Below are 25,363 nucleotides of genomic sequence, written 5' to 3'. Positions count from 1 at the left end.
ACATCACATTTATGATGATTGATTTCAGCATTGAATTACTTGAACTGTGACAGTTATTTTTAATTTGTGATAAGTAATGACCTTTTATGATTAGGTTGGATGATAACTTTTAGCTCAGTTGGCAAAACAGGTGCTACGCTATTGCGGATTGGGAGATAACTATCAGACAGCAGGTATTGGTGGTGATTACACAGCTAATTTCTCTATTACCGGACTTGATGTCTAGTTGAGCTGCCCATATCGATTTTGGTTAAATAAACTCTATCAGGTAAAAATAAATCCCGTGCTACTGCTCCGTAATTGGAGAGTTGAACGTATCGGCGATTGGGAAGGTAATACGATGTTTGGAGTTTGCAGAGCATGAACTAAATTAGAGTCGCAAATTTACTTTTCTCACCCTTATTCACCTTGGGAAAGGGGGACTAATGAAAACATCAATGAGTTAATCACCAAAGGGAACCAGTTTTAATGAAATATCTGAGCAGAAATTAAATTTTGTGGTAAACCGATTAAGTAATCGCCCCGAAAAACTCGGGGGTGGGAAGACACATAATGAATTATTTAGAGGAACACGGATGTGTTTACTTCCAGAGTAACAATGTTGCACTTACTATGTAAATATATTACATACTATTAATAAGGTTATTCGAACTTATCCACCTTAATAAAAACCCACTTTTTATTTTAAGGAAAATAACTTCCTCACCAAAGCGATTATAAATTAATTCTAAAATCACATTCAGCAATAATCAGTATAGATAGCCCAGTTACTCTCTAACAGAACAATGGACTAAGAAATAATAATAATATGAAATACCCAGTTATAGTTATACTGAGGAGGCAATTAACCAAAGAGGAGAATGATAATGAACATATCCCTTGAGTACTTTCAATCTGCAAAATTTGACGGTAATCTATATCTCAAATGTCACGGTGAAATTAGTAACAATATAGAAATAAAATACACCGTAACCAATTCAAATACAAAAGAGATATATGAATGTTATAGTGAAGATAATCAAATCGCCTGCTTGACTTCACTAAAACCCGCAAATTATACGATAGAAACCATCCTTGTTCAGGATGGTAAAACAGTTGCTAATCTTACACCAGAAAATATAGAAATAAAAGAATCAGATTTATTGTTTGATATCAATAAGAAAATCGATGAGATAGATAAAAACAAAACTGATAATATTGACATTAACCATATCCTCCCGAAACAAACACCTGCTAAAGGTAACACCGTCTCTTTAAAAGGAAATAATGATATCCCAAATAAGAATTTGAAATATAATCTTGAAATTCTGTTTTCCCCTGATGGATTAAAAAAATTTGAAATAGAAAAAGATAACTTATTACCTATTTTTAATTCATATAAAAGCGCAATAGAGATAAAACCTGTTTTTAATCAAGAAGATTTAGATAGGAAAACCTGGAAAACACCAGAATTCAGTAAATTAACTCATCTTTACAAGATAGATGCTGATATTAGTCATGCTGATTTAGTCAAGTTAGCCAATGAGTTGGAGAAACTGGATTATGTCGAATTTTGCTCTCTTACGCCGATTTTGAAAGAACTGCCACCACCGCCTTTACTTCTGTCCGAAGAGGAAACGATAATTCCTGAATTTGATACTACTCATATCGTTACACCTGATTTTTCACATCTACAGGGATATTTAGACGAACATAACGGTATGAATATTAGAAAAGCCTGGGATGAAGGTTATAAAGGTAAAGGCGTCACTGTACACCATCTTGATTTCGGCGTTTATAGAAACCATGAAGATTTAGTTGGTAATATTACGGTTATCAACAGCCGCCCAGAAACACAAGATTGTAATCATGGCACAGCAGCCACCGGCTGTATTTCTGCAAAAGATAATGAATTCGGTGTGACGGGTATTGCTCACGAATGTCAATTCCGTTTTTATGACGTCGATGATTTTGATAGAATAATATATAGCTTTTTACCAGGAGATATTATTAGCTTAAATATTCAAACTGTAGCCAATAATAGATATTATCCTTTTACCTACCTCAAATCTAATTGGCAAAGAATAAAAAGTTGTGCTGATGCAGGAGCTATCATTATTTTCGCTTCTGGTAATAGTGGTATTAATTTAGCCTATGACTTCACTTTCCCTAATTACGGTGATCCTGGTGGTATTATGATCGGTGCCTGTACATCAATTAATGGACACCGATTAGGCTTTTCCAATCATAATCTTCACACCAGTTTAAACTCCTGGGGTGAGAATGTCACAACTACTGGATATACAAACTTACAGTACCTACCAGGAAATAATAGAAATTATACTCGCGGTTATAATGGTACATCCAGTGCTACACCTTTAGTCGCAGGGGCATTAGCACTTATTCAGTCCTATGCCAAATCAAAATATCATAAATATCTTAACTGCACTCAAATAGCAACACTGGTTAGAAGTAGCGGTTTTACAATAGGAGAACTACAAGGAATCGGCTCGCGACCAAATGTCGCAAATGCTTTCAAATTAGTTGATCGTTTGCTTTCTTAATTAAGGTAAATGATTTCAGATTAAAGTAGTGATGTTTTATCAGGGCCGCCCGTTATTCTACGGGGGGCCTTGTATTAATTAAGTCATTAATGCAATTTTAATCGCGGGCGAATTACACGGTTTATACCGCCAACAAGCATCATCAAGCTAGTTTTGATATATCCATGTAAGGCTACCTGATGCATACGATATAAAGAGATATAGACAGCGCGAGCTACACGCCCTTCTATCATCATTGAACCACGCATCAAATTGCCCATCAAACTACCCACCGTACTGAATTTAGACAATGACACCAATGAGCCATGATCTTTGTAGGTATACTCTTTTAACGGTTTATCATGCAACAAGGCAATAATATTACTGTAACAGCAGCTAGCCATTTGATGAGCCGCCTGCGCCCTTGGTGGAACAAAACCACCTTCCTTCTTCGAGCATGACGCACAATCACCAATGGCAAAAATATGATCATCAAGTGTCGTTTGCAGCGTTGGCTTCACCACTAACTGATTAATTCGGTTAGTTTCAAGACCAGCAATATCTTTCATAAAATCAGGTGCTTTGATACCGGCAGCCCATACCATGAGATCAGCTTTAATTAGCTCACCCTCTTTAGTATTCAACCCGCGTTCATCAGCACTGGTCACCATAGTTTTGGTTAATACATGAACGCCAAGTTTTGTGAGTTCCTGATGTGCCGCAGCAGAAATACGCGCCGGCAATGCAGGCAAAATCCGCTCCCCTGCTTCGACTAACGTCACGTTCAACGCTTCTGAATTCAACCCTTCAAAACCATAACTGTTAAGCTGTTTTACCGCATTGTGCAATTCCGCTGATAGCTCAACACCTGTCGCACCACCGCCAACGATAGCAATATTAACCTTATCTTGCTGCCCACAGTTTGCAGAATACTTAAGAAACAGATTCAACATTTCATTATGGAAACGGTGAGCCTGTTGTGGATTATCCAGGAAGATACAATGCTCTTTCACACCCTGTGTATTAAAATCATTGGATGTACTGCCCAAGGCCATAACCAGAATGTCGTAGCTCAATTCACGTTCAGGCACCAGCACTTCGTTATATTCATCCCTGATCTCAGCCAAAGTAATTTTTTTGCTATCGCGGTGAATATCAGTCAACGTCCCTAATTGGAAACTGAAATAGTGATTACGGGCATGGGCCAGATAACTCAACGCATCAACCCCATCGTCAAGGGAGCCTGTTGCCACTTCATGTAATAACGGCTTCCATAAATGACTTTGGTTACGATCCACCAGCACAATTTCTGCTTTCTTCTTGCGACCCAACTTATGCCCCAGACTGGTTGCCAGTTCCAAACCACCGGCACCTCCACCAATGATAACAATTCTCTTCTTTGGTGTTGTCATGACTACTCCACTAAAATGTAAACCAAATGTTATTTAAGGGCAGTAAAATAATACCTTTAAATAACATTTAGTTTTATACAAATAACTGATGTGATAATTACAGAATATCATGACTGGTTAGTAGGTCATACCAAAATTGAACAACATCAAATTCTTTTGAATAAATAAACATCAATCACAAAATTTGTCAATTTATTTTCAGTTGATTGGATTCAGCTCTTATTTTTCTCATGTTTTTATTGACGTAGGAAAGAAAATATGAATTGAGAAAGAGATCTTAAAAAAACCTGATATCAAAGAAATTTCAGGAATGCGACAATGCTATATTATACAAAAAAGCGGGATATTTTCCCGCACAATTAACGCTAAAGGTCATCTATTTGGCAATAAAACAAACATAAAGGATGACTTTACAATTACCGCACACAACCCTGCCATTGCTCATGTAAAGCCGTTAGTGCTTTATTAGCCTGCTGCCAACGTTTTGAATTCTTTAACTCATTCAAACTGTATTGACTACCTCGATGATACAATTCTGATAATTTCTCCACTTTGGTCAAAGGCAGATTATCAAGCACGCTAACCGCTCCATCACGGTTATTACATATCAAAATCATGTCACAACCTGCATTCAGTGCAGTTTGTCCGCGTTCAACGTAACTTCCCATCATCGCCGCCCCCGCCATAGAGAGATCATCGGAAAATATCACGCCATCAAAGCCCAATTGCTGACGCAGCACTGATTTTAACCAGTATGACGACCCGCTGGCTGGATGCTCATCTACCTGAGAATAGATCACATGAGCCGGCATAATCGCATCCAATAAATTGCGCTGAATAAAATCACGAAAAATAGACATATCATGATGACAAATAACTTCCAACGGGCGATCATCACAGGGAGTTTCTTTATGAGAATCAGCATCAACAGCACCATGCCCCGGAAAATGTTTACCCGTCGATTTCATACCAGCAGAATGCATGCCTTTAATAAAGTGCTCCGCCATCATCTTGGCCTGTTCGGGATCTTCATGGAATGAACGTTCACCAATAGCCACACATCGGTGACCTAAATCCAAAACCGGAGCAAAGCTGATATCAATATCCATAGCAATCATTTCAGACGCCATCAACCAACCCGCCTCTTCCGCCAATTGAATTCCATTGAGATTGTCACTCAATCCAGCAAAAGATTGAGCCGCCGGTAAACAAGTGAAACCTTCACGGAAACGCTGAACTCTGCCGCCTTCTTGATCAACAGCAATCACAAGACGATGACGGGAAGCCTTACGAATCTGACGTACTAATTCTCGTAATTGCTCAGGATCATGAAAATTACGGGTAAACAGAATTAATCCGCCCACTAATGGATGTTGCAAAATTTCCTTCTCTTCATTATCCAATGCATAACCAACAACATCTAACATGACCGGACCCATAACATTCCTCACTTGTATTCATGTGCTGCAATTAATGCAGTGCGATATATTTAAAACGTTAGACCAAAAGAGAGACGTAACGGTTGCGCTAATTCTAAAAATTGTGGATCACCACTCTGTTTCCAACGCACTTCAAACCACATCAAAAACATATAATCAACCCAAAGTCGCCAACGTTTAATCTGGCGCTCTAATAGTGTGCGATTCAAGTATCCTGATGGCTGACAACAATAGTAGTTCAAAAAATCTTGCTGTTGCGATTCATTCCAGTGATTAATGCGAAACAGTGTCGCTAGCGCAAACCCAATATCGGTATCAGTTGCATATTCCCAATCAATGAGTTTCAGCCCCTGAAAAGTATTAAGCAAATTACCGTAATGCACATCCATATGAGCGGGTGATAATTTGAGTATTGAAGGCATTGGAGATGACATAAAGTGTTTATGCAACCGCAACCAGCGGGGAGTAAGACGCGTTTTATCAATTTGCAACCAGTGGCTTTCTAACTGATGCCGTAGTTGAAGCCGGTAGCCAAACAGCGGCTGGTGATGCAAAATCGCCAATAATGCCGCCAATTTTTGCAAAAAATCAGGCTGAGAAAACTCATTTTGCCCAATCACATGGCCGGGCAACCACGTCAACAACAGCCAATGAGGAACCATTGCTATGACTTGCGGAGCAATTTTTACCTGGCTGAGATGGCGCAAAATGGCGCTTTCACGCTGACGATTAACGCCAAGCTGTTTCCCTTGTTGCCACTGCTTACGGCCGACAACATGATATTTACCATTGGTGGCGTAATAGCTCCCATTTGTCAGACCGCTTAACGGTCTTATTTTCCAATCGCCTACTTCGGTATGCGGCCATTGCCTGCACAATGCCCGCAACAAACAATCATGATTATTTAACGTCACCGTGCCCTGACCAAAGAATCTCACCCGTCTGTACCAGCATCAGTTGCATGACGATATCGCGCTTATCACTGTTACCTGAAACTATAGAATAAAGGACATAATCGGCATTCAAATAACGCGCCAGACCAATCGCTTTGCTACGCAATCCCAAACTATCTTCCTCAGATAAGCCTAGAGATTGACGGGCACTTTGCACTTGATTTTGTGGTACTAACTCAAAAACATGCTTGCTACTGACAGCTTGACGCAGAGCATCGGTTGCCTGCATGGTTTGTAATGCACCGTTGGTATTATTTTTTACTGTATCAACTAACAGTAGCTTCCCGTTTTCCAACCCATGAGCCTTAACTAATTGCTCAACTAATGGTTGCACAGTACTTTCCCAGTCAATCGCGCGCATTTTCGGGAGTTCTGGCACTTTTTCCGATGGTGGTGTCGGTTTTTCCGATGGAGTCACTGGTACGACCGGCGTCGGAGGTTCAGGCTGCTCCGGTGGCAAGGATGGACATCCCGCCAAAAACATAACCGATAGTGCTACAAAAAGAATTCTTCTCATTAACCTATTCCAATTACAGAGTTTAAAAAACAGATAAATTTCTGCTGTGATAGCAGCAATATATTATCGGTTCAACTCCAATGATAAATTTGCAGCATTTATTAAAAAATCGAGATATTCGAGGCATCTTGGAATAAACATCCCCGAATATCTGCCTATATCCATAAATTTCAATACTTCACATTGACTTCATCAACAATGGCCCTAAATAGCGACCGCCAACCAAATGCATATGAATATGATAAACTTCCTGTCCCGCATGGCGGTTACAGTTCATAATCAAACGATATCCATCTTCTGCAATGCCTTCTTGTTCAGCAATTTTTGCCGCAACCGTCATCATGCGCCCTAACGCTGCTTCATGCTCCGGTTTAACATCATTCACTGTTGGGATCAGGACATTTGGAATAATCAGAATATGGGTCGGTGCCTGTGGAGAAATATCGCGGAATGCAGTGACCAGATCGTCCTGATAAACAATATCAGAAGGTATTTCACGGCGAATAATTTTACTGAAAATAGTTTCTTCTGCCATCACATTTTCCTTTTATTCAAAAAAACAACCGATATATGAGCGCTTACAAGCCAAAGATTCAAGTTGATAAATCAAATTTTGTCTACACCAACATGAAATAAATCGCAAAAATTCTGTGTAGTCACTTCTGCTATTGCCTCAACACTCACACCTTTGAGTACAGCCATATATTCCGCAACATCACGTACATAGGCTGGCTGGTTCTCTTTGCCACGATGAGGAACAGGTGCAAGGTAAGGCGAATCAGTTTCAATCAGAATACGATCTAATGGTACATATCTCGCCGCTTCACGGATCTGCTCTGCATTACGGAAAGTAACAATACCAGAGAATGAAATATAGAAACCTAAATCCAGTAATTCTCTAGCCGTATCTTTATCTTCCGTAAAACAGTGCAAAACACCGCCACATTCTCGTGCCTGTTCTTCACGCAATACCTTTAAAGTATCATCACGAGCACTACGGGTATGGACGATAACAGGCTTGTTGAGTTTGCGTCCGATGCGAATATGTTCACGAAATGAGGTTCGCTGTAATTCAGCATTATCCTGCTGATAATAGTAATCCAACCCAGTTTCACCTAGTGCAACAACTTCATTCTCGGCCGCTAAACGCGCCAACTCATCAAAGTCATAACCTTCATCCAAGTTAAGTGGATGAATACCACAGGAAAATACGATATTTTCCCGTTTACCAATTAACGTTTTCATTTGCTGGAAACCAGGTAGCGTTGTCGCTACTGCCAGCATAAATTTAACCTCCCGATCTACCGCTTTTGCAACAACATCATCTACATTTTTATGTAGGTTTTCATAATCGAGACAATCGAGATGACAATGCGAATCAACTAACAACATATTTAAACTCGTATACAAAAAGATTTCAGGGTTATGAAGTAAACTGTTTTTCCCAATTAAGCAACTGTTCTGCCAACAACAATTCCCAATTCACGCCCACTACTGAAAGCAATTGATGACGACAAGACGTCCAATCACCAACGCTTTGTAGCAAAACAGCCATAGTATGCATGGAACTCAATTGATAAATCAGCGTTTGTTGATCCTGATTGATGCAATAACGCTGTACCTGCTGTTGCCACTTCACCGCATCAAGTAACAAGCTAATAAGCCAATGAAGGCGTTGTGGCGCATTTTCATGATTAAGCTGGGGTAAAAGTGACAAAGCATCGCGTTTATCCAAAGCCTGTTTAACAGCCTGACAAAACTGTTCCCGTATCTGCCATTGCCCCGGTTGCAATAATTGCTCTGCTGCTACAGGAGCCCCCTGAGACAGTTTCAATGCTGTTATTGCATCGGCAGAAGAAACTAAAGGCAACTGTTTTTGCAACCAATAAAGACTACTTTCCGTTTCAGGCACTGGCAAAAAATAGTAAAAACAACGGCTACGTAAAGTTGCCAAAAGGCTGGCTGGTTGCCGACATTCCAGAAGAAAATAGGTATGTTCCGGCGGTTCCTCCAACGTTTTCAATAATGCATTAGCCGCAGCATCTGTCAAACACTCGGTCAAAGGTAACCAGACAATTTTTACCCCACCTTGCTGAGAACGGCTATAAAGCTTTTCCGTAATCTGCCGTATCGCTTCCACACCAACGCTGGTTTTACCCTTCTCCGGTGACATAATGTACCAATCAGGATGAGTCTCGGCCATCATCAGATGACAGCTATGACACTTCCCACAACTTTTCATCCCCTGTCTATCCTGACACATCAACCATCGGCTTAATCCATAGATCAACACATCGGCCCCAGTACCTGCATTAGCATGAACCAATAAAGCGTGATGGCCTCGACCTTGCTGGTGAGATTCCACCAACTGACGATATGCCTGATTAAGCCACGGATACCAATTCATCAGCCATTTTCCTGCTGCTTTAGCCATTGCCCAAGTACCTGATAAATATCTGCTTGTACTTGCTCTATCGGTTGAGCCGCATCAACGGTCACAATATTCTTATCCTGTGCTGCAAACTCCAGGTAACGACTGCGCGTACGATCAAAAAAATCCATCGACTCTTTTTCAATTCTGTCTAACTCTCCGCGTTCACGAGCACGCAGTAAACCAATCTGAGGAGGAAGATCGAGATAAATAGTCAGGTCAGGACGGAAATCACCAAGCACAGTATCACGTAGCGAACTCATCAAGTTTTTATCAATACCACGCCCTCCCCCTTGATATGCCTGGGAAGAGAGGTCGTGACGATCACCCACAACCCATGTACCGCGAGCCAAAGCAGGTTTAATCACATTTTCGACTAATTGAACTCTGGCTGCATATAACATTAACACCTCTGCTTTATCCGTCAGAGATTCACCTTCAACACCTTGTTTAATTAACCCTCGTAATTTTTCTGCCAGTGGTGTTCCACCCGGCTCACGGGTAAAAATTAAATCCTGAATACCGTGCTGCTGCAATATTTCAACGACTGTTTTCATCGCTGACGTTTTTCCTGCACCTTCCAGCCCTTCAATAACAATAAATTTGCTGTTCATTTGTCCTGTTTTAACCTCTGACGATAAATATTTACCGCCTTGTTATGCGCAGCTAGATTGGTCGTAAAAGTATGACCACCTTTACCATTCGCCACAAAATAGAGAAATTCGGTTTTTGCCGGGTGGGCAGCCGCTTTTATGGAAGCAAGGCCAGGCATCGCAATCGGTGTGGGTGGCAGGCCATCAATCATATAAGTATTGTAGGGCGTCAATGTTGTTAAATCTTTACGAAAAATAGTGCCTGTGTATTTTTCACCTAAACCATAAATCACGGTCGGATCAGTTTGAAGCCGCATGTTCAACCGTAAGCGATTAATAAATACAGAAGCAACTTTTGTCCGCTCAGCCTCAACACCGGTCTCTTTTTCAATAATCGACGCCATAATCAACATTTCATAAGCATTCTTATAGGGTAGATTTTTGTCGCGCCCTTCCCACTCCTCTTCAAGCGTCATTTTCATCTGTCGATATGCTCGTTTCAGCAACGCCACATCGCTTGTACCTGCCGTATAGTGATAGGTATCAGGATAAAGCCACCCTTCCAAAGTATCAGTATCTTTTATATCGAGTATCTCAGCCAACTCCTGCGCATTTTTATTATCCAATTCATGCTTAAGATATTCAGATTGCTGTAGTATTTTCCACCAGTCAGATAAACGACTACCTTCAACAAAACGGACCGTAAATTGCGCTTCTTTACCACTAGAGAATAATTGCAACATTTCCCGCAACGTCATTTCTCGTGTCAATTGGTAAGTTCCCGCTTTAAATTCGGCAAGTTTTGGCTCCAGCCTTAATAACCAAGGGAAAATATGACTATCTTCAATCAAGTTATCCCGCACTAGTAACGCCTCCAAACCATGACGACTAATACCGGCTGGTAAGGTAAATATTCGATCCTGTTTAATTGTTAGTGTTTGATCCGCAAATTTTTCAACTTTTTTATAGCCAGCATAGCGTAATATTGCTGCCGTAATGACAATCAAAACCAATAGAGCAAAAAGACTTTTTTTCCGTTTCATCAATTAATTTAATCACTTAAATACATTGTTCACTTAGACACACTATTCATTTAGACACACTATTCATTTAGACACATTGTGAATTACAATTTCAGACATTCAGGAAGCAAATAATCATATAGTTCCCTTGACTGATATTTCCATGTAGGCTGATTTTCATGAACTTGAATTTCTCTGACAGGTATCACTGGCATTAAAGAATTACAGACTATCACTTCATCTGCATCAGCCAATGTCTCGGGATAACAGTTTACACAGGAAAAGTGATAATCACTTTCCGATAATAACGCGATTATTCTTGCTCGCATCACCCCTTCGATACCACAGCCTCGTAAATCAGGAGTATACACATCTTTTCCTTTACGCCAGAAAATGTTTGCAGTACAGCATTCAACCAACAAACCATCAGTATCAAGTACCAGAGCTTCATCAGCATTTGATTTTTCGATAAATGATTTAATCAATACCTGTTCTAATCGGTTAAGGTGTTTAATTCCGGCAAGGTAAGGATTTATTCCCATCGGTATCGGACTGAGCACCAGAGATAAACCTTTCTGACGCTGTTTCAAATAGTTATCGGGATAAGGACTAACAGACAAAATCTGATTGGATTGCGTAAAACCCTCAGCACTATAACCACGCCCTCCGGTTCCGCGGGAAATAATAACTTTAAGTACACCTTGTTCAGTTGTGGAAGCAATCTGTTTTATATGGTTTTCAAGCTGTTGCCAATCAGGTTGTGGAAGATATAACCTTTCAACGCCTTTTTGTAATCTTTGGATATGCAATGGCAATAAAGCGGCCTGCCCCTGTTCTATTTTTGCTGTTGTGAAACAACCATCACCGAATTGAACTGAACGATCATTCACTGGTAAATAGTCGCTCCGCTCCCCATTAATCCAATACATATCACTTTATTCTTAATTACTCAAAAAAGGCATTTCAATCAATTTATCAACAATCGGTATCATAGTATATCGCTGACACGAGTGCAAAAATGCCCATAGTTCTTGCCACAAAAAAAGCTCCAATAATTATTAACTATTGGAGCTCTCCATTCTATCGCCTCTCGATATTTACAAAACCATACCGAGAGGCTCTTAACAGCAACTTTCTGTAATATCAGGCTTTGTCTGTCAATTAGGTTGATATCTTACGGAAAATCAATGAGCCGTTAGTACCACCGAAGCCGAAAGAGTTACACAATGCATATTCCATCCCCTCTACCTTACGGGACTCATTTGGCACGAAATCCAGACGGCAGTTCTCATCCTGGTTTTCCAGGTTGATAGTCGGCGGAACAAGCTGATCACGCAATGCCAGGATAGTGAAAATAGACTCAACCGCCCCCGCAGCACCCAACAAATGACCAGTCATTGATTTGGTAGAACTCACTAAAACATCAGTGCCTTCACCAAACACGGACTCAACCGCATGGGCTTCCGCTAAATCGCCAGCCTGTGTTGAAGTACCGTGAGCATTAATATATCCCACTTGCTTGGTAGTGATACCGGCATCTTTCAGCGCATTTTCCATCGCCAGCGCAGCACCTGCGCCATTTTCTGGCGGAGACGTCATATGATAAGCATCACTGCTCATGCCAAAGCCAACGATTTCTGCGTAAATTTTCGCACCACGTCTCTTCGCATGCTCATACTCTTCCAGTACCAGGATACCTGCGCCATCCCCCAGAACAAAGCCATCGCGGTCTTTATCCCACGGACGACTTGCACTTTGTGGATTATCATTACGGGTAGATAAAGCACGGGCAGCGCCAAAACCACCAACCCCTAGAGGAGTACTGGCTTTTTCCGCACCACCTGCCAGCATAATGTCAGCATCATTATAAGCAATAATACGGGCAGCATGACCAATATTATGTACACCTGATGTACATGCTGTTGCGATAGAAATGCTTGGACCACGCAAGCCGTAAATAATACTCAGATGACCTGCTACCATGTTTACGATCGTAGAAGGTACGAAGAATGGGCTGATCTTACGAGGACCATTCGCCACCAATGCTCCGTGATTTTCTTCAATCAGACCCAAACCACCAATACCAGAACCAATAGCAGCACCAAAACGACTAGCATTGGCTTCTGTTACTTCAATTCCAGAATCTTCAATGGCTTGCACACCTGCTGCAATACCATATTGAATGAAGTCATCCATTTTTCGTGCATCCTTGCGCGAAATATTGAAATCTTCATGATTAAAATCTTTAACCAGACCAGCAAACTTAGTTGCATGGTGACTGGTGTCAAAATGGTCAATAAGGCTGATACCACTCTGTCCGGCACAAACAGCTTTCCAAGAAGATTCTGCTGTATTACCGACAGGAGATAACATGCCTAGTCCGGTCACAACTACTCGACGCTTAGACACGCTTATCCTCCAGGGAGGGAAATTATTTAGGGCAGAAACATAGGCGGTCGAATGACCGCCTAGGTGTGTTCACTTATTCGCTTTGGTTCTGGACGTAATCAATAGCTGCCTGAACTGTAGTGATCTTTTCTGCTTCTTCATCTGGAATTTCGATATCGAACTCTTCTTCCAGAGCCATTACCAGTTCAACTGTGTCAAGAGAATCAGCGCCCAAGTCATCTACAAAAGAAGCTGAATTAACAACCTCTTCCTCTTTAACACCAAGTTGTTCAACGATGATTTTTTTAACGCGTTCTTCAATAGTGCTCATGCTATTAAATTTCCTATCAAAATTCGCTTTCGCGATGGTTTTCGTAGTTTATAAAATACAGGAAAAGATGCAACCCAATCCCGGCTGGTCGAACCACAAACTTGCACTATTTTGCGTTATTTGACACAAAAAATGCAACTGGTTCGCTCATTTTTTAGTTCATGTACATGCCGCCATTGACATGTAATGTTTCGCCTGTGATGTAAGCCGCTTCATCAGAAGCAAAGAAAGCCACAGCACTAGCAATTTCTTTTACATCCCCAAGCCGCTTAGCGGGGATATCTTTCGAAAAGTTCGCCAACTGTTCCTCTGGCAACGCTTTTAGCATATCAGTTTCAATAAGCCCTGGCGCAACAACGTTAACAGTAATACCGCGGGAAATCACTTCGCGAGCCAATGTTTTACTGAAACCAACAAGACCTGCTTTCGCCGCTGCATAGCTTGCCTGCCCAGTGTTCCCCATCGATCCCACAACAGAGCCAATAGAGATGATGCGGCCATAACGTTTTTTTATCATGAAGCGCATTGCCGCTTTTGTCATACGGAAAACGGATGAAAGATTAGTGTCTATAACATGCTGCCACTCATCATCCTTTATGCGCATCACTAGGTTATCACCTGTGATACCCGCATTATTCACTAAAATGTCAAGCCCACCCCACTCTGTTCGGATGGTAGACATAAGTTGTTCAATCGATTCCGGATCAGTGACATCCAGTACAAAACCTTTACCTTTTTCACCAAGGTAAGTACTGATGACTTCAGCACCTTTTTCGCTTGTTGCTGTACCAATGATATAGGCCCCACGCTCTGCTAATAGTTCAGCAGTTGCACGGCCGATCCCACGGCTAGCACCTGTTACTAATGCAATCTTTCCGTCTAATCTCATATTGTTCCTCAATTATTTTCCAATGCAGTTACTAGTGAAGCTGTGTCATTAACTGCTGCTGCACTTAAGGTATTGACAATTCGTTTAGTTAAACCTGTCAAAACTCTACCTGGCCCTATTTCTAATAGCCGCCCGACACCCTGTCCAGCAATAAATTCAACTGTTTCTGTCCAACGGACAGGGTTATAGAGTTGTCGTACCAGTGCATCACGGATAGCTTCAGCAGATTGTTCTATTTTCACATCAACATTATTTACCACCGGGAACTGAGGATGGCTAAATTCAATTCCTTCCAAAACAACTGCCAGCTTATCTGCGGCGGGTTTCATCAGTGCACAATGCGACGGTACACTGACTGCCAAAGGCAGCGCACGTTTCGCGCCTGCGGCTTTACATGCATCACCAGCACGCTCTACCGCCTCTTTCTCACCGGCAATAACAACCTGACCAGGTGAGTTAAAGTTAACAGGAGAAACAATTTGCCCCTGAGCTGCTTCTTTACAGGCGCGATCAATGGATTCATTATCTAAGCCAATAATAACATACATTGCACCAACGCCTTCAGGTACAGCTTCTTGCATCAATTTGCCACGCAGTTCAACAAGTCTAATTGCTTGTTTGAAATCAATGACGCCTGCACAAACCAGTGCAGAATATTCACCAAGGCTATGTCCAGCCATCAGTGATGGTGCTTTTCCACCTTTTTCCTGCCAGACCCGCCAAATAGCAACCGATGCTGCCAACAACGCGGGTTGAGTTTGCCATGTTTTATTCAGTTCTTCTTCTGGCCCCTGCTGAACCAGTGCCCAGAGATCATATCCCAGTACATCAGATGCTTCAGCAAAAGTTTGCTCGACAACCGGGAACGCTGTAGCCAAATCGGCCAACATGCCAAGGTCTTGAGAACCCTGACCAGGAAATACCATTGCAAATTCAGACATAGACATGTTCATCTTCCTGTCAAATTAAAAACGTATCAGTGCTGAACCCCAAGTAAGGCCACCACCAAAAGCCTCAATTAAGATTAACTGACCACGCTTAATCCGGCCATCACGCACTGCTTCGTCAAATGCTGTGGGTACCGATGCCGCAGAAGTATTACCGTAACGATCTAGTGTTACCACTACTTTATCCATTGTCATGTTTAATTTTCTAGCTGTCGCTGCGATAATACGCAAATTAGCCTGATGAGGTACCAGCCAATCCAACTCACTATACGGTAAGTTATTTGCTTCTAAAGTCTCATCAACTATATTAGCCAATTCACGAACTGCAATCTTAAATACTTCATTACCGATCATACTGGCATACGCTGGTTCTTTTAGATTCTGACGCTCCTGATAAGGTAATACCAACAATTCACCATAGCTACCGTTTGCATGAAGATGAGTTGAAAGAATTCCTGGCTCATTAGAAGCCCCTACCACCATAGCACCTGCACCATCGCCAAACAGGACAAGTGTTCCGCGATCTTCTGGATCAAGCGTTCTGGTAATAGAATCAGAACCAATAACCAATGCATGTTTCGCCACACCGGTTCTAATAAACTTATCAGCAATACTCAGTGCATAAACAAAACCAGAACAAGCGGCAGAAATATCAAAAGCCGCTGAATTTTGGGTACCCAACATGTGCTGAATTTGGCACGCAGAACTGGGGAAAGCATGGGTGGATGAAGCTGTTGCAACAATGATTAAATCAATCTGATCTTTATCAATGCCCGACATTTCAATCGCTTTCTTTGCTGCCCGAAACCCCATAACCGCAACGGTTTCATCATCAGTAGCAATACGACGTTCGCGGACACCTGTACGGGTAACAATCCACTCATCAGAAGTATCTACCATTTTTTCTAAATCAGCATTAGTACGCACTTGCGCAGGCAGGTAACTACCTGTACCTAAAATTTTTGTATACATGTATGTTCAGTCACTCTTGGGTAATGCTGTTTCCAGGCGTGCAGCAATTCTATCAGGAACCTGCCTTTCAACGGCCTGAACAGCCTGTTCGATTGCGGCTTTAAACGCATGCTCATTAGCCGCCCCATGGCTTTTGATTACAATTCCATATAATCCTAACAGACATGCGCCATTATACTGGTCAGGGTTCAGGTGACCGAAGCGTTTTGTCATCCGTTTTTGCAGCCACTTCTTGACTATTTTCAACAACCAGGAAAACTTTTTCTTTTGTCCATCCGATGATTTAAGCAGGGATAAGATAACTCTGATCGCCCCTTCCATCGTTTTTAACGTTACGTTACCTGCGAAGCCGTCACATACCAGTACATCGCTTTTACCTGTCAGTAATTCATCACCTTCCAGATAACCAATGTAATTTATTGTCGGAATGCTCTTTAAAATAGTGGCGGCTTCGCGGATATTATCCAGCCCTTTACTCTCTTCTGTACCAATGTTAAGCAATGCTACCGCGGGATTGACCACTCCCACGACTTCCTCGGCCATTACTGAACCCATAATGGCGAATTGTACCAACATGCGGCTATCGCAATTAACATTGGCGCCTAAATCCAATACAACCGTTTCCCGCTGCTTCAAGTTTGGCAACACGGTCATTAAAGCAGGTCTTTCAATGCCTTCTATAGATTTTAGCATCAATTTAGATAACCCCATCAATACTCCGGTATTTCCTGCACTGATACACGCCTGCGCTTCACCTGATTTTACTAAATCCAAGGCAATACGCATTGACGTTCCTCGGCTGTTGCGAATCGCTTGCGATGGTTTCGCATCATTAGCCACAACCCGTTCAGCAGGAACCACTTGTAAACGACTGAGCAACTCAGCATCGCTATTTACAAGCATCGGAGAAATGATATCGGGGATCCCGACCAGCAATAATTTAAGTCTAGGGTTAAACGCCAGTGCCTGCAATGCAGCAGGCACCGTAACGCGAGGACCAAAGTCCCCGCTCATGGCATCTAACGCTAAAGTCAGATTAGTCAAGGTATTAACTTGCTAATGACTGGCGGAGATTATTTGTTGATGACTTTGCGGCCACGGTAGTAGCCATCAGCAGTCACATGGTGACGCAGGTGAGTTTCACCAGAAGTTTTATCCACAGACAGTAATGGTGCAGTCAGTGCATCATGAGAACGACGCATACCACGTTTAGAACGAGTTGGTTTATTCTGTTGTACGGCCATTGACCTTACTCCTTAAGTACTTTTCTTTAAGCTGGCTAATACGGCAAATGGGTTTGGTTTTTCAGCCTCTAGAGGTAATTCACCAAACACCATGTCCGCCTCGGACACTTCACAGTGTTCAGAATCATGTACCGGAACCACCGGCAGAGAAAGAATTATTTCATCTTCAATCATTGCCAGCAAATCTATTTCGCCAAATTCGTTAACGTCAATTGGCTCATACTCTTCCGGTAATGCTTCAGCCTGTTCATCATTGACGACCGGGCTAAAACAATATGTTATGTGAACGTGATGGCTGAAATTACCGCCACAACGCTGACATTCAAGCGTAACATCCACATCGGAATGCCCACGCACAACCGCCAGACGTTGGTTATCTATCTGAAACGATAAAACGCTGTCTACATCATTGTCCACGCTAACCACAGATTCCGCGATACGCAAAACTTGCTCAGGTGAATAACTACCTGCGTAGTCTAATCGTTTCTGAGCTGCGCGAAGCGCATCAATGGTTAGGGGTAATTTTACCTTTTGCATAAGGCGCGCATATTATCTTTGTAATGAGATATAGTCAAAGAAAAAGGCCACACATCTGCACCTTTCCGCCAAATATTCGCTTATTAAGCTGTGCCTAGTTTAAAATGCCTGCAATTATTTCGCCATGTCTTTTGGAAAAATTATGACACAAATCATTTTAGCTTCCACCTCAGCTTACCGCCGCATGTTACTGGAAAAACTTCGTTTACCCTTTATATGCGCGGCTCCTGATACTGATGAAACACCTCGAATGAATGAAAATGCAGAACAACTCGTTATACGTTTGGCACAAGCCAAGGCACAGGCATTACAAGCTAAATATTCTCAGCATTTGATTATTGGTTCTGATCAGGTTTGTGTTATTAATGGCGAAATTACCGGCAAACCTCACAATTTTGAAAATGCATTTAAACAATTACGGCAAGCCAGTGGTCATTGCGTCACCTTTTATACCGGCATTTGCCTCTTTAACAGCAAAACAGGAATAACCGATACCCGTTGCGAATTATTCAATGTCTATTTTAGAGAACTCACTGATGATGAAATCTGGGCTTATTTAACCGCGGAAAATCCCCTTAATTGTGCCGGAAGCTTTAAAAGCGAAGGGTTAGGAATTACTTTATTTGAACGACTTGAAGGGAAAGATCCGAATACGCTAATCGGTTTACCATTAATTACATTGACTGAATTATTAATCCGCCAGGGGGTAAACCCTCTGACGGAGATAGGTTAATTACTGTGATGCTGACGTAGCATTTTTATACAATAGCGCAACTGCTCATCCATCGGCGCTTCAAGACGTAATGTCTCTCCCGTCGAAGGATGAGTAAATTTTAGCGCGCTGGCATGCAAAAATAGGCGGTTAAGACCCGTATCTGACAGTTGCGAATCAAAAACTTTATCGCCATAACGATCATCAAAAGCGATCGGATGCCCAGCATATTGTGTATGAACACGGATTTGATGAGTCCGACCTGTTACAGGGCTAGCTTTCACTAACGTTGCATTGGTAAAACGCTCTTCTACTTTAAAACGTGTTTCAGAAGGCTTACCTTCACTGTTTACCTTAACAATCCGCTCACCACTTTGCAGGATGTTTTTCAGCAATGGCGCCTGAACAACTTTACAATGTGATTGCCATTGTCCCCGAACTAAAGCCAGATAATCTTTCTGCATCTGTTTAAGTCGTAACTGCTCGTGCAAGGCCCGTAAAGTTGAGCGTTTTTTAGCAATTAACAAAATTCCAGAGGTATCACGATCCAAACGATGCACCAATTCGAGGAATTTGGCTTCCGGACGTAAAACCCGTAGCCCCTCAATAACGCCAAAACTTAAGCCACTACCGCCATGAACAGCCGTACCGGAAGGTTTATTGAGCACCAAAATGTAGTCATCTTCGTATAAGATACAATCGCCTAATGCAGCGACTTTATCCAATTTAGCTGAAACTGGCGCCTCTTGCCGTTCTGCAACCCGGACCGGCGGGATTCTAACAACATCCCCCGCAGACAATTTATACTCAGGTTTTATCCTGCCTTTGTTTACCCGAACTTCGCCTTTACGCACAATCCGGTAAATCATGCTCTTAGGAACCCCTTTCAAACGCGCTAATAAAAAATTATCAACCCGCTGTCCGGCCTCATCGTCATCAATAGTGACAAATTGTACAATTTGATTATTCGTTTTCATGATAGCAATTTTAATTATCACTCAAGCAGAGTGCTACTCATTTTTAAATATGTGTAAAAATCACGCATACTTTCTAGCTGTTACCTTCCCTACTTTAAGATAAAGATTAAATATTAACTATTTCTTCCTATTTCATCAGAAAAACCGCTTAAAGACATAAAGTCACCTTGCTATCACCCCAACAGCAATGGAATAATACGTAGCCACCATCAGTTTTTTAATCCTGAATGGCGAAGTTAAACGTTTGTTCTTTATTTGATTGCACAAAAACGCAGCAATGGCGTAAGACGTACTGGGAAATCAAATAATTAGCGGGCTACGGGTAGCAGATTACTGGAATTGGATCAAATCCGCTTCATTTATATTTGCAGATTATTCCTAGAAAAGGGTACTGTTTTCTAAGTGAAAATTCAGACCTACCGAAAATATGCGTCTCTATACAAACGACAACCGGGAGGTTGGCGGATTTGTAAAAGACACGAGACCATCGGTTACCAGTCGCTCATCTATATTTGCCCGTGGCTCTATAACTAATGTAAAAAATAATGAGTAAGTTACAATGAAAAGAATGCTAATCAACGCAACTCAGCAAGAAGAGTTGCGTGTTGCTCTGGTTGACGGGCAACGTCTTTATGATTTGGATATCGAAAGCCCAGGACACGAGCAAAAAAAAGCAAATATCTACAAAGGTAAAATCACCCGAATTGAACCTAGTTTGGAAGCCGCTTTTGTTGACTATGGTGCTGAACGGCATGGTTTCCTTCCTATTAAAGAAATAGCCCGCGAATACTTCCCCAATAACTACCATCCTCATGGTCGCCCTAATATCAAAGATGTTCTCAGGGAAGGCCAGGAAGTTATCGTTCAAGTCGATAAAGAAGAACGTGGTAATAAAGGGGCTGCCTTAACCACTTTTATCAGCCTGGCGGGCAGTTATCTGGTATTAATGCCTAATAATCCTCGTGCCGGCGGTATTTCCCGCCGTATCGAAGGAGATGACCGCACAGAACTGAAAGAAGCTTTGGCATCGCTAGAAGTGCCGGAAGGAATGGGGCTGATCGTCCGCACTGCGGGCGTCGGTAAATCCGCAGAAGCACTACAATGGGATTTGTCATTCCGCCTTAAACACTGGGAGGCGATCAAAAAAGCCGCGGAGAACCGCTCTGCGCCATTCTTAATCCACCAAGAAAGCAATGTTATCGTCCGTGCTTTCCGCGACTATTTACGCCCAGATATCGGTGAGATTTTAATCGACAATCCCAAGGTTCTCGATCTGGCACGGCAACATATCACTGCACTTGGCCGCCCAGATTTCACCAGTAAAATCAAGCTATATAGTGGTGAAGTTCCCCTGTTCAGTCATTATCAGATTGAATCGCAGATTGAATCTGCATTTCAGCGTGAAGTTCGCCTGCCATCAGGCGGTGCTGTGGTTATCGATACCACAGAAGCGTTAACCGCGATCGATATTAACTCTTCTCGCGCAACACGCGGAGGGGATATCGAAGAGACCGCTTTTAATACCAATCTTGAAGCAGCGGATGAAATTGCCCGTCAGTTACGCCTGCGTGACCTTGGTGGTTTGATTGTTATCGATTTTATCGATATGACACCCGTACGCCATCAACGTGAAGTGGAAAACCGCCTACGTGATGCTGTTCGTCAGGATCGTGCTCGTATTCAAATTGGTCGTATTTCCCGTTTTGGCCTACTGGAAATGTCCCGTCAGCGCCTAAGTCCATCGCTAGGTGAATCCAGCCACCACGTTTGCCCGCGCTGTAGCGGCACAGGGACTATTCGTGATAACGAATCCCTGTCGCTATCCATTTTACGTCTGATTGAAGAAGAGGCACTGAAAGAGAACACGCATCAAGTACATGCTATTGTTCCAGTACAAATCGCCTCATATCTACTAAATGAAAAACGCCAGGCAGTCAGTGCAATTGAGCGCCGTCAAGGAGACGTTGGCGTGGTGATCGTGCCTAACGATCAAATGCAGACTCCCCACTTCTCTGTCTTACGCGTGCGTAAAGGTGAGGAAATTTCTACACTGAGTTATCTGCTTCCTCAATTTCATGAAACTGGAACGACAAATCTCCAAGAAGATGTCCAACCTGAACGTAAGCGTCCTGAACAGCCCGCTATTTCTGCCTTTGCTTTACCAGCCGATACGCCAGCACAGCAGCCATCACATAAAGCAAAAGAGAAAAAGCCTAATCGCCCTGCTCAGACTATCACGGAACAACCTAGTCTCTTTAGCCGCTTCTTGACTGCTTTGAAAAAAATATTCAGCACAGAAGAAGAAAAACCGGCCCAGAAAAAAGAGAATAAATTATCCGGTCATGATAGCCGTCGCTCTTCTGAACGACGTAACCAACGTCGTCAAAATTCACGTAAAGATCGTGATGATAATAATCTGCGTGATGAGCAACGTAATAACCGTGATCGTGACGAGCAACGAAAAAATCGCAACACTCAACAAAAAAATGGCACTCAAGATAACAACGTGACGATAGATACGGTTGCTCGTGAAGCTCAACAGCAGCAACGTCGCGAGCAACGTGCCGAACGTCAACGCCGTCGTCAGGAAGAAAAACGCCAGCAGCAACTTGAAACCCAGAAGCCAGAAGTCGTTGAAAATGAGGTTGAAGAGCGTCTTCCAGTTGCACCACGTCGCCAACGTCGTCAGCTTGAACAAAAAATCCGCATCATAGATGAAGTGAAAGAAGTTACAACTGCCGCTTCACTGCCGGTTCCTGTTGTTACAGAAGAGCAATTACCAGCACCGGTTGAAATACCTGTAGAAACAGTTCAGCCACAACAACTGGCTGAAAATAAAGAGCAACAAGATAATGTTATGCCACGCCGCTCTCGTCGCTCACCTCGTCACTTGCGCGTTAGTGGTCAGCGCCGCCGCCGTTACCGTGATGAAAGAAATCTACTTCAATCACCGGCGCCATTATCTATGGCTGTTGCATCACCAGAAATGGCTTCCGGTAAAGTTTGGGTTCGCTATCCGGTAGTTCCGATTTCCATAGAGATTCCTGAGGAAATTGCCATGATCGAACAGCAAGAACAGCAAAATGAGGTATTGCCAGCAATAGCAGCAGAAGCAGTATCTGCAATCACCCTTGTTGCAGAATCTGAACAAACCATCACTGAATCGCCTAAGATAGCGGAGATACTGGAATCTCGCCAAGACGGGAGCAAACCTGAAACAGACATTACAGAACAAAATGACATTGTTCTACAACAAACTGAATCAGTGCGGGAAGTGCCGTCAGTTATTGAACTTGCTGCAATAACGCCGATTGCCCTTGAATTTGAGCAGCACCCTGAAACAGAAGAAGACATTGTTGTTTCTAAAGAAATTGCAGCAGTGATGACTGTCGAAGAGAGTGAGGATGAAATGGTTAAACAGCCTGTTGCCATTATGGCCAAAGTTCATCATGCTTATGCGCCGATGACCAAAGCTCCAGCCCCTAAGATGATTGAAAAATCCATTGTTATTAACGAATGGCAACGACCTTTTTCTCATTTTGAAGGGAAAGGGGGCGCTGGAGGTCATTCAGCCACTAATGCGGCCACTTCACCAATGGCTAAACCGCAGTCTTTCGAATAAATAACATTATTTAATATTAGCAGAATGGCTCTTTTTGGGGAGCCATTTTTTTTACCACTAACCCCACAAAAATGCTTACCATTAATTTTATTGTATCCACATAAGGGTTAGTTTAAACGGCTATCGCTGTTACTCTGTTCAATTAATTATCATTCGATTTCTTATTTAATCAGGAGAATAGTCTATGAAACCGTGGCTTATTTTTGGTGCAGGTAGTGGCGTTGGACGTCATCTTGTGACTGTCGCACTGCAACAAAAACGTCCCGTAATTGCTCTTATCCGCAATGCTCAGCAGGCTACTGAGCTAAGTGCTTTAGGCGTCAAAGTGATACAAGGCGATGCCTGTAATCCCGAAGATGTTGAAAAAGCGGTACAACATGTAAGTTCAGAAGCAATCGTCTTCTCTACTATTGGTGGAATTGATTCAGATCTCCCTGGCAATATGAACATCATTGATACTATTGAGAGAACTGGAATAACACGTATGCTACTCGTTACCTCAATAGGTTGCGGCGAAGGCTGGAAAACCTTATCACCCAGAGCTAAGTCGCTGTTTGGCCAATCTGTCAGGCGTAAATCAATGGCAGAAAGCTACCTTCAGACAAGTTCTTTGAATTACACAATTATTCGCCCAGGTGGATTAACAGATAAACCGGGAACAGGCCATTGCCAAAGATATCAACATGAAATTCATGGTGCAATTAGTCGCCAAGATGTCGCACATCAACTGGCAACTATGGCAGAAGAAGAATCTTCATATCAGCAGATTTATACCTTAGTTGATCCAGAGCTTAAACCTGATTGGGTTACTGCGTAGTCGGTAAAAATAACCACGCACTCACGCGTGGTTATCTAATGATGCTATTTGAGTTCACCTATTGTTTTAAGCTTTTTAGACAACTCACGACGCTCTTTAGAAAGATCCGCATTTTTAATTATGTGATCATCTATGCGGTCTTCATAATCACTTCTCATATTCATAATGATGCTCTGAATATCCTCAATTGACATACCGGGCTTGATGTATTCACTCAAGTTATCAAGCAATAAAACTCGTTTCTGGTTATCACGTATTTTCTTCTCATTGTCTGCGATTTCACGCTGCAACTTATTCTTACGACGAAACATACGTACAAACTCCAGCACATTGTGGAATGACGGTTTATTTGCGTTGTCCATTTTCATACCTTTCTTTTACTCAAACGTATAGATTATCCAATTTAACTACACAATAAGACCAAAACCATTAATAGACAAGTTAGTTTCCGTTATTTATTGATTCTCATTAATTACATAAACCTGTTAACTTCTTGCTAAAGGTTCAACATATTGACTCAATCGAAAACAATCGTCCATTGCGAATGAATAATAAATCGCCAACCCTCCACTGACAGAAGCACAGTTTTTCCCTTCCCTATCGCTCATCTTCCATTTCTTACTCTACAATTTTTTCAGATTCCAAGTGTATGATCATTAATCACTGTTATCTCCATGATTATCTAACAAACGTAATTACATATTTGTCAGAGACAAAATTTATATATTTTCATATGATAAAAATTCAATTATTTTCTCATGAAAAATGAATAAAAAACTATAAATTTAATTCCATTCAGAAATTAAACAAGATATTAATAAACAAACCAAATAAAGACAATTAATTATATAGAGCACGATAAAATATTGAATAAAACGTTAACATTATCTAATATTATATACATCTTAAACTGTATTCATTCTTTTATTTTACAACTCTTTGTAAGATAAGATTTTCAGGTAATTATTTTTAATAAAATTTATATCCAATGGAAAAGCATTTAGTTTATTAGTTTATTAGTTTATTAGTTTATTAGTT

General features: G+C 41.8%; 25 protein-coding genes and 1 pseudogene. 5 read left to right on the top strand and 21 right to left on the bottom strand.

Annotated elements, in window-relative coordinates; genetic code table 11:
* Nucleotides 1-367: 367 nt before the first annotated feature.
* Together BA1DRAFT_RS22765 and BA1DRAFT_RS18595 are read left to right on the top strand one after the other, a co-directional pair.
* Nucleotides 368-596 (top strand): annotated as a pseudogene (locus BA1DRAFT_RS22765) (IS30 family transposase); the annotation flags it as partial.
* A 270-nt stretch (nucleotides 597-866) separates the two neighbouring features.
* Nucleotides 867-2,543, top strand: coding sequence for a S8 family peptidase (locus tag BA1DRAFT_RS18595; RefSeq protein WP_036782189.1), 1,677 nt, complete (start codon nucleotides 867-869; stop codon nucleotides 2,541-2,543).
* A gap of 86 nt (nucleotides 2,544-2,629) precedes the next feature.
* On the opposite strand, the gene BA1DRAFT_RS18590 is transcribed toward BA1DRAFT_RS18595, so the two are convergent.
* The 18 genes from BA1DRAFT_RS18590 to yceD all read right to left on the bottom strand — a co-directional run bounded on the left by BA1DRAFT_RS18590 (nucleotide 2,630) and on the right by yceD (nucleotide 18,197).
* Entirely contained in the window at nucleotides 2,630-3,934 is a 1,305-nt protein-coding gene (locus BA1DRAFT_RS18590) for an NAD(P)/FAD-dependent oxidoreductase (protein WP_036782186.1), read from the bottom strand.
* A 416-nt stretch (nucleotides 3,935-4,350) separates the two neighbouring features.
* Nucleotides 4,351-5,373 carry a beta-N-acetylhexosaminidase gene (gene nagZ, locus BA1DRAFT_RS18585; RefSeq protein ID WP_036782184.1) on the bottom strand — a complete coding sequence of 341 codons (1,023 nt, stop codon included), beginning with the start codon at nucleotides 5,371-5,373 and terminating at the stop codon, nucleotides 4,351-4,353.
* Between the two features lie 50 nt (nucleotides 5,374-5,423).
* Nucleotides 5,424-6,311: a thiamine kinase gene (gene thiK / locus BA1DRAFT_RS18580; protein ID WP_235201160.1), complete on the bottom strand. Its 888-nt coding sequence runs from the start codon at nucleotides 6,309-6,311 to the stop codon at nucleotides 5,424-5,426.
* Nucleotides 6,274-6,843, bottom strand: a complete 570-nt coding sequence (lpoB, locus tag BA1DRAFT_RS18575) for a penicillin-binding protein activator LpoB (protein ID WP_036782179.1) — start codon at nucleotides 6,841-6,843, stop codon at nucleotides 6,274-6,276. The genes thiK and lpoB overlap by 38 nt, the downstream gene beginning before the upstream one ends.
* 178 nt (nucleotides 6,844-7,021) lie before the next feature.
* Nucleotides 7,022-7,378, bottom strand: coding sequence for a purine nucleoside phosphoramidase (gene hinT / locus BA1DRAFT_RS18570; protein WP_036782177.1), 357 nt, complete (start codon nucleotides 7,376-7,378; stop codon nucleotides 7,022-7,024).
* Nucleotides 7,379-7,449: 71 nt separating this feature from the next.
* Nucleotides 7,450-8,235, bottom strand: coding sequence for a metal-dependent hydrolase (locus BA1DRAFT_RS18565; protein ID WP_036782175.1), 786 nt, complete (start codon nucleotides 8,233-8,235; stop codon nucleotides 7,450-7,452).
* A 31-nt stretch (nucleotides 8,236-8,266) separates the two neighbouring features.
* Nucleotides 8,267-9,250 carry a DNA polymerase III subunit delta' gene (gene holB, locus BA1DRAFT_RS18560; protein WP_036782173.1) on the bottom strand — a complete coding sequence of 328 codons (984 nt, stop codon included), beginning with the start codon at nucleotides 9,248-9,250 and terminating at the stop codon, nucleotides 8,267-8,269.
* On the bottom strand, nucleotides 9,250-9,888 hold the full coding sequence (gene tmk / locus BA1DRAFT_RS18555) for a dTMP kinase (protein ID WP_036782171.1): 639 nt from the start codon (nucleotides 9,886-9,888) through the stop codon (nucleotides 9,250-9,252). The genes holB and tmk overlap by 1 nt, the downstream gene beginning before the upstream one ends.
* Nucleotides 9,885-10,910, bottom strand: coding sequence for an endolytic transglycosylase MltG (gene mltG, locus BA1DRAFT_RS18550; protein WP_036782169.1), 1,026 nt, complete (start codon nucleotides 10,908-10,910; stop codon nucleotides 9,885-9,887). Before mltG ends, tmk begins: the two co-directional genes overlap by 4 nt.
* An 83-nt stretch (nucleotides 10,911-10,993) precedes the next feature.
* The gene (gene pabC, locus BA1DRAFT_RS18545; protein WP_036782167.1) at nucleotides 10,994-11,818 is read right to left on the bottom strand and encodes an aminodeoxychorismate lyase; all 825 of its coding nucleotides are present in this window, start codon (nucleotides 11,816-11,818) and stop codon (nucleotides 10,994-10,996) included.
* A 232-nt stretch (nucleotides 11,819-12,050) separates the two neighbouring features.
* Nucleotides 12,051-13,298 (bottom strand): beta-ketoacyl-ACP synthase II, encoded by a 1,248-nt coding sequence (gene fabF, locus BA1DRAFT_RS18540; protein WP_036782165.1) that lies wholly within the window; start codon nucleotides 13,296-13,298, stop codon nucleotides 12,051-12,053.
* A 73-nt stretch (nucleotides 13,299-13,371) separates the two neighbouring features.
* Nucleotides 13,372-13,608 carry an acyl carrier protein gene (acpP, locus tag BA1DRAFT_RS18535; protein ID WP_011147052.1) on the bottom strand — a complete coding sequence of 79 codons (237 nt, stop codon included), beginning with the start codon at nucleotides 13,606-13,608 and terminating at the stop codon, nucleotides 13,372-13,374.
* 154 nt (nucleotides 13,609-13,762) lie between these two features.
* Entirely contained in the window at nucleotides 13,763-14,497 is a 735-nt protein-coding gene (gene fabG / locus BA1DRAFT_RS18530) for a 3-oxoacyl-ACP reductase FabG (RefSeq protein ID WP_036782163.1), read from the bottom strand.
* An 8-nt stretch (nucleotides 14,498-14,505) separates the two neighbouring features.
* Nucleotides 14,506-15,438, bottom strand: coding sequence for an ACP S-malonyltransferase (fabD, locus tag BA1DRAFT_RS18525; protein WP_036782195.1), 933 nt, complete (start codon nucleotides 15,436-15,438; stop codon nucleotides 14,506-14,508).
* A 24-nt stretch (nucleotides 15,439-15,462) separates the two neighbouring features.
* Entirely contained in the window at nucleotides 15,463-16,416 is a 954-nt protein-coding gene (locus BA1DRAFT_RS18520) for a beta-ketoacyl-ACP synthase III (protein WP_036782161.1), read from the bottom strand.
* A gap of 6 nt (nucleotides 16,417-16,422) precedes the next feature.
* Complete coding sequence (plsX, locus tag BA1DRAFT_RS18515; protein WP_072164824.1) at nucleotides 16,423-17,460, bottom strand: phosphate acyltransferase PlsX; 1,038 nt, start codon at nucleotides 17,458-17,460, stop codon at nucleotides 16,423-16,425.
* Nucleotides 17,461-17,489: 29 nt separating this feature from the next.
* Nucleotides 17,490-17,660 carry a 50S ribosomal protein L32 gene (gene rpmF, locus BA1DRAFT_RS18510; RefSeq protein ID WP_011147057.1) on the bottom strand — a complete coding sequence of 57 codons (171 nt, stop codon included), beginning with the start codon at nucleotides 17,658-17,660 and terminating at the stop codon, nucleotides 17,490-17,492.
* A gap of 12 nt (nucleotides 17,661-17,672) precedes the next feature.
* On the bottom strand, nucleotides 17,673-18,197 hold the full coding sequence (gene yceD, locus BA1DRAFT_RS18505) for a 23S rRNA accumulation protein YceD (RefSeq protein ID WP_036782159.1): 525 nt from the start codon (nucleotides 18,195-18,197) through the stop codon (nucleotides 17,673-17,675).
* A gap of 142 nt (nucleotides 18,198-18,339) precedes the next feature.
* Between yceD and BA1DRAFT_RS18500 the strand changes: the two genes are divergently transcribed.
* A complete protein-coding gene (locus BA1DRAFT_RS18500; protein ID WP_036782157.1) occupies nucleotides 18,340-18,930 on the top strand; it encodes a Maf family protein in 591 nt (196 codons plus the stop codon).
* Here the strand turns inward: BA1DRAFT_RS18500 and rluC are convergent.
* Nucleotides 18,927-19,886 (bottom strand): 23S rRNA pseudouridine(955/2504/2580) synthase RluC, encoded by a 960-nt coding sequence (rluC, locus tag BA1DRAFT_RS18495; protein ID WP_036782191.1) that lies wholly within the window; start codon nucleotides 19,884-19,886, stop codon nucleotides 18,927-18,929. The genes BA1DRAFT_RS18500 and rluC overlap by 4 nt on opposite strands.
* Before the next feature lie 559 nt (nucleotides 19,887-20,445).
* On the opposite strand from rluC, the gene rne reads away from it, so the two are divergent.
* Nucleotides 20,446-23,508 (top strand): ribonuclease E, encoded by a 3,063-nt coding sequence (gene rne, locus BA1DRAFT_RS18490; RefSeq protein WP_036782155.1) that lies wholly within the window; start codon nucleotides 20,446-20,448, stop codon nucleotides 23,506-23,508.
* 184 nt (nucleotides 23,509-23,692) lie between these two features.
* Nucleotides 23,693-24,325 carry an SDR family oxidoreductase gene (locus BA1DRAFT_RS18485; protein ID WP_036782153.1) on the top strand — a complete coding sequence of 211 codons (633 nt, stop codon included), beginning with the start codon at nucleotides 23,693-23,695 and terminating at the stop codon, nucleotides 24,323-24,325.
* A gap of 44 nt (nucleotides 24,326-24,369) precedes the next feature.
* On the opposite strand, the gene tmaR is transcribed toward BA1DRAFT_RS18485, so the two are convergent.
* Both tmaR and BA1DRAFT_RS24420 read right to left on the bottom strand, forming a co-directional pair.
* Nucleotides 24,370-24,687 (bottom strand): PTS system regulator TmaR, encoded by a 318-nt coding sequence (gene tmaR / locus BA1DRAFT_RS18480; protein ID WP_036782152.1) that lies wholly within the window; start codon nucleotides 24,685-24,687, stop codon nucleotides 24,370-24,372.
* Nucleotides 24,688-24,810: 123 nt separating this feature from the next.
* Nucleotides 24,811-24,933 (bottom strand): hypothetical protein, encoded by a 123-nt coding sequence (locus BA1DRAFT_RS24420; RefSeq protein WP_258165607.1) that lies wholly within the window; start codon nucleotides 24,931-24,933, stop codon nucleotides 24,811-24,813.
* Nucleotides 24,934-25,363 lie beyond the last annotated feature (430 nt).

Source organism: Photorhabdus aegyptia (assembly GCF_000612035.1).
Taxonomy (GTDB): domain Bacteria; phylum Pseudomonadota; class Gammaproteobacteria; order Enterobacterales; family Enterobacteriaceae; genus Photorhabdus; species Photorhabdus akhurstii.
The sequence above is the reverse complement of the archived record's forward strand: the minus strand, read 5'-3'. Positions and strand labels throughout refer to the sequence as shown.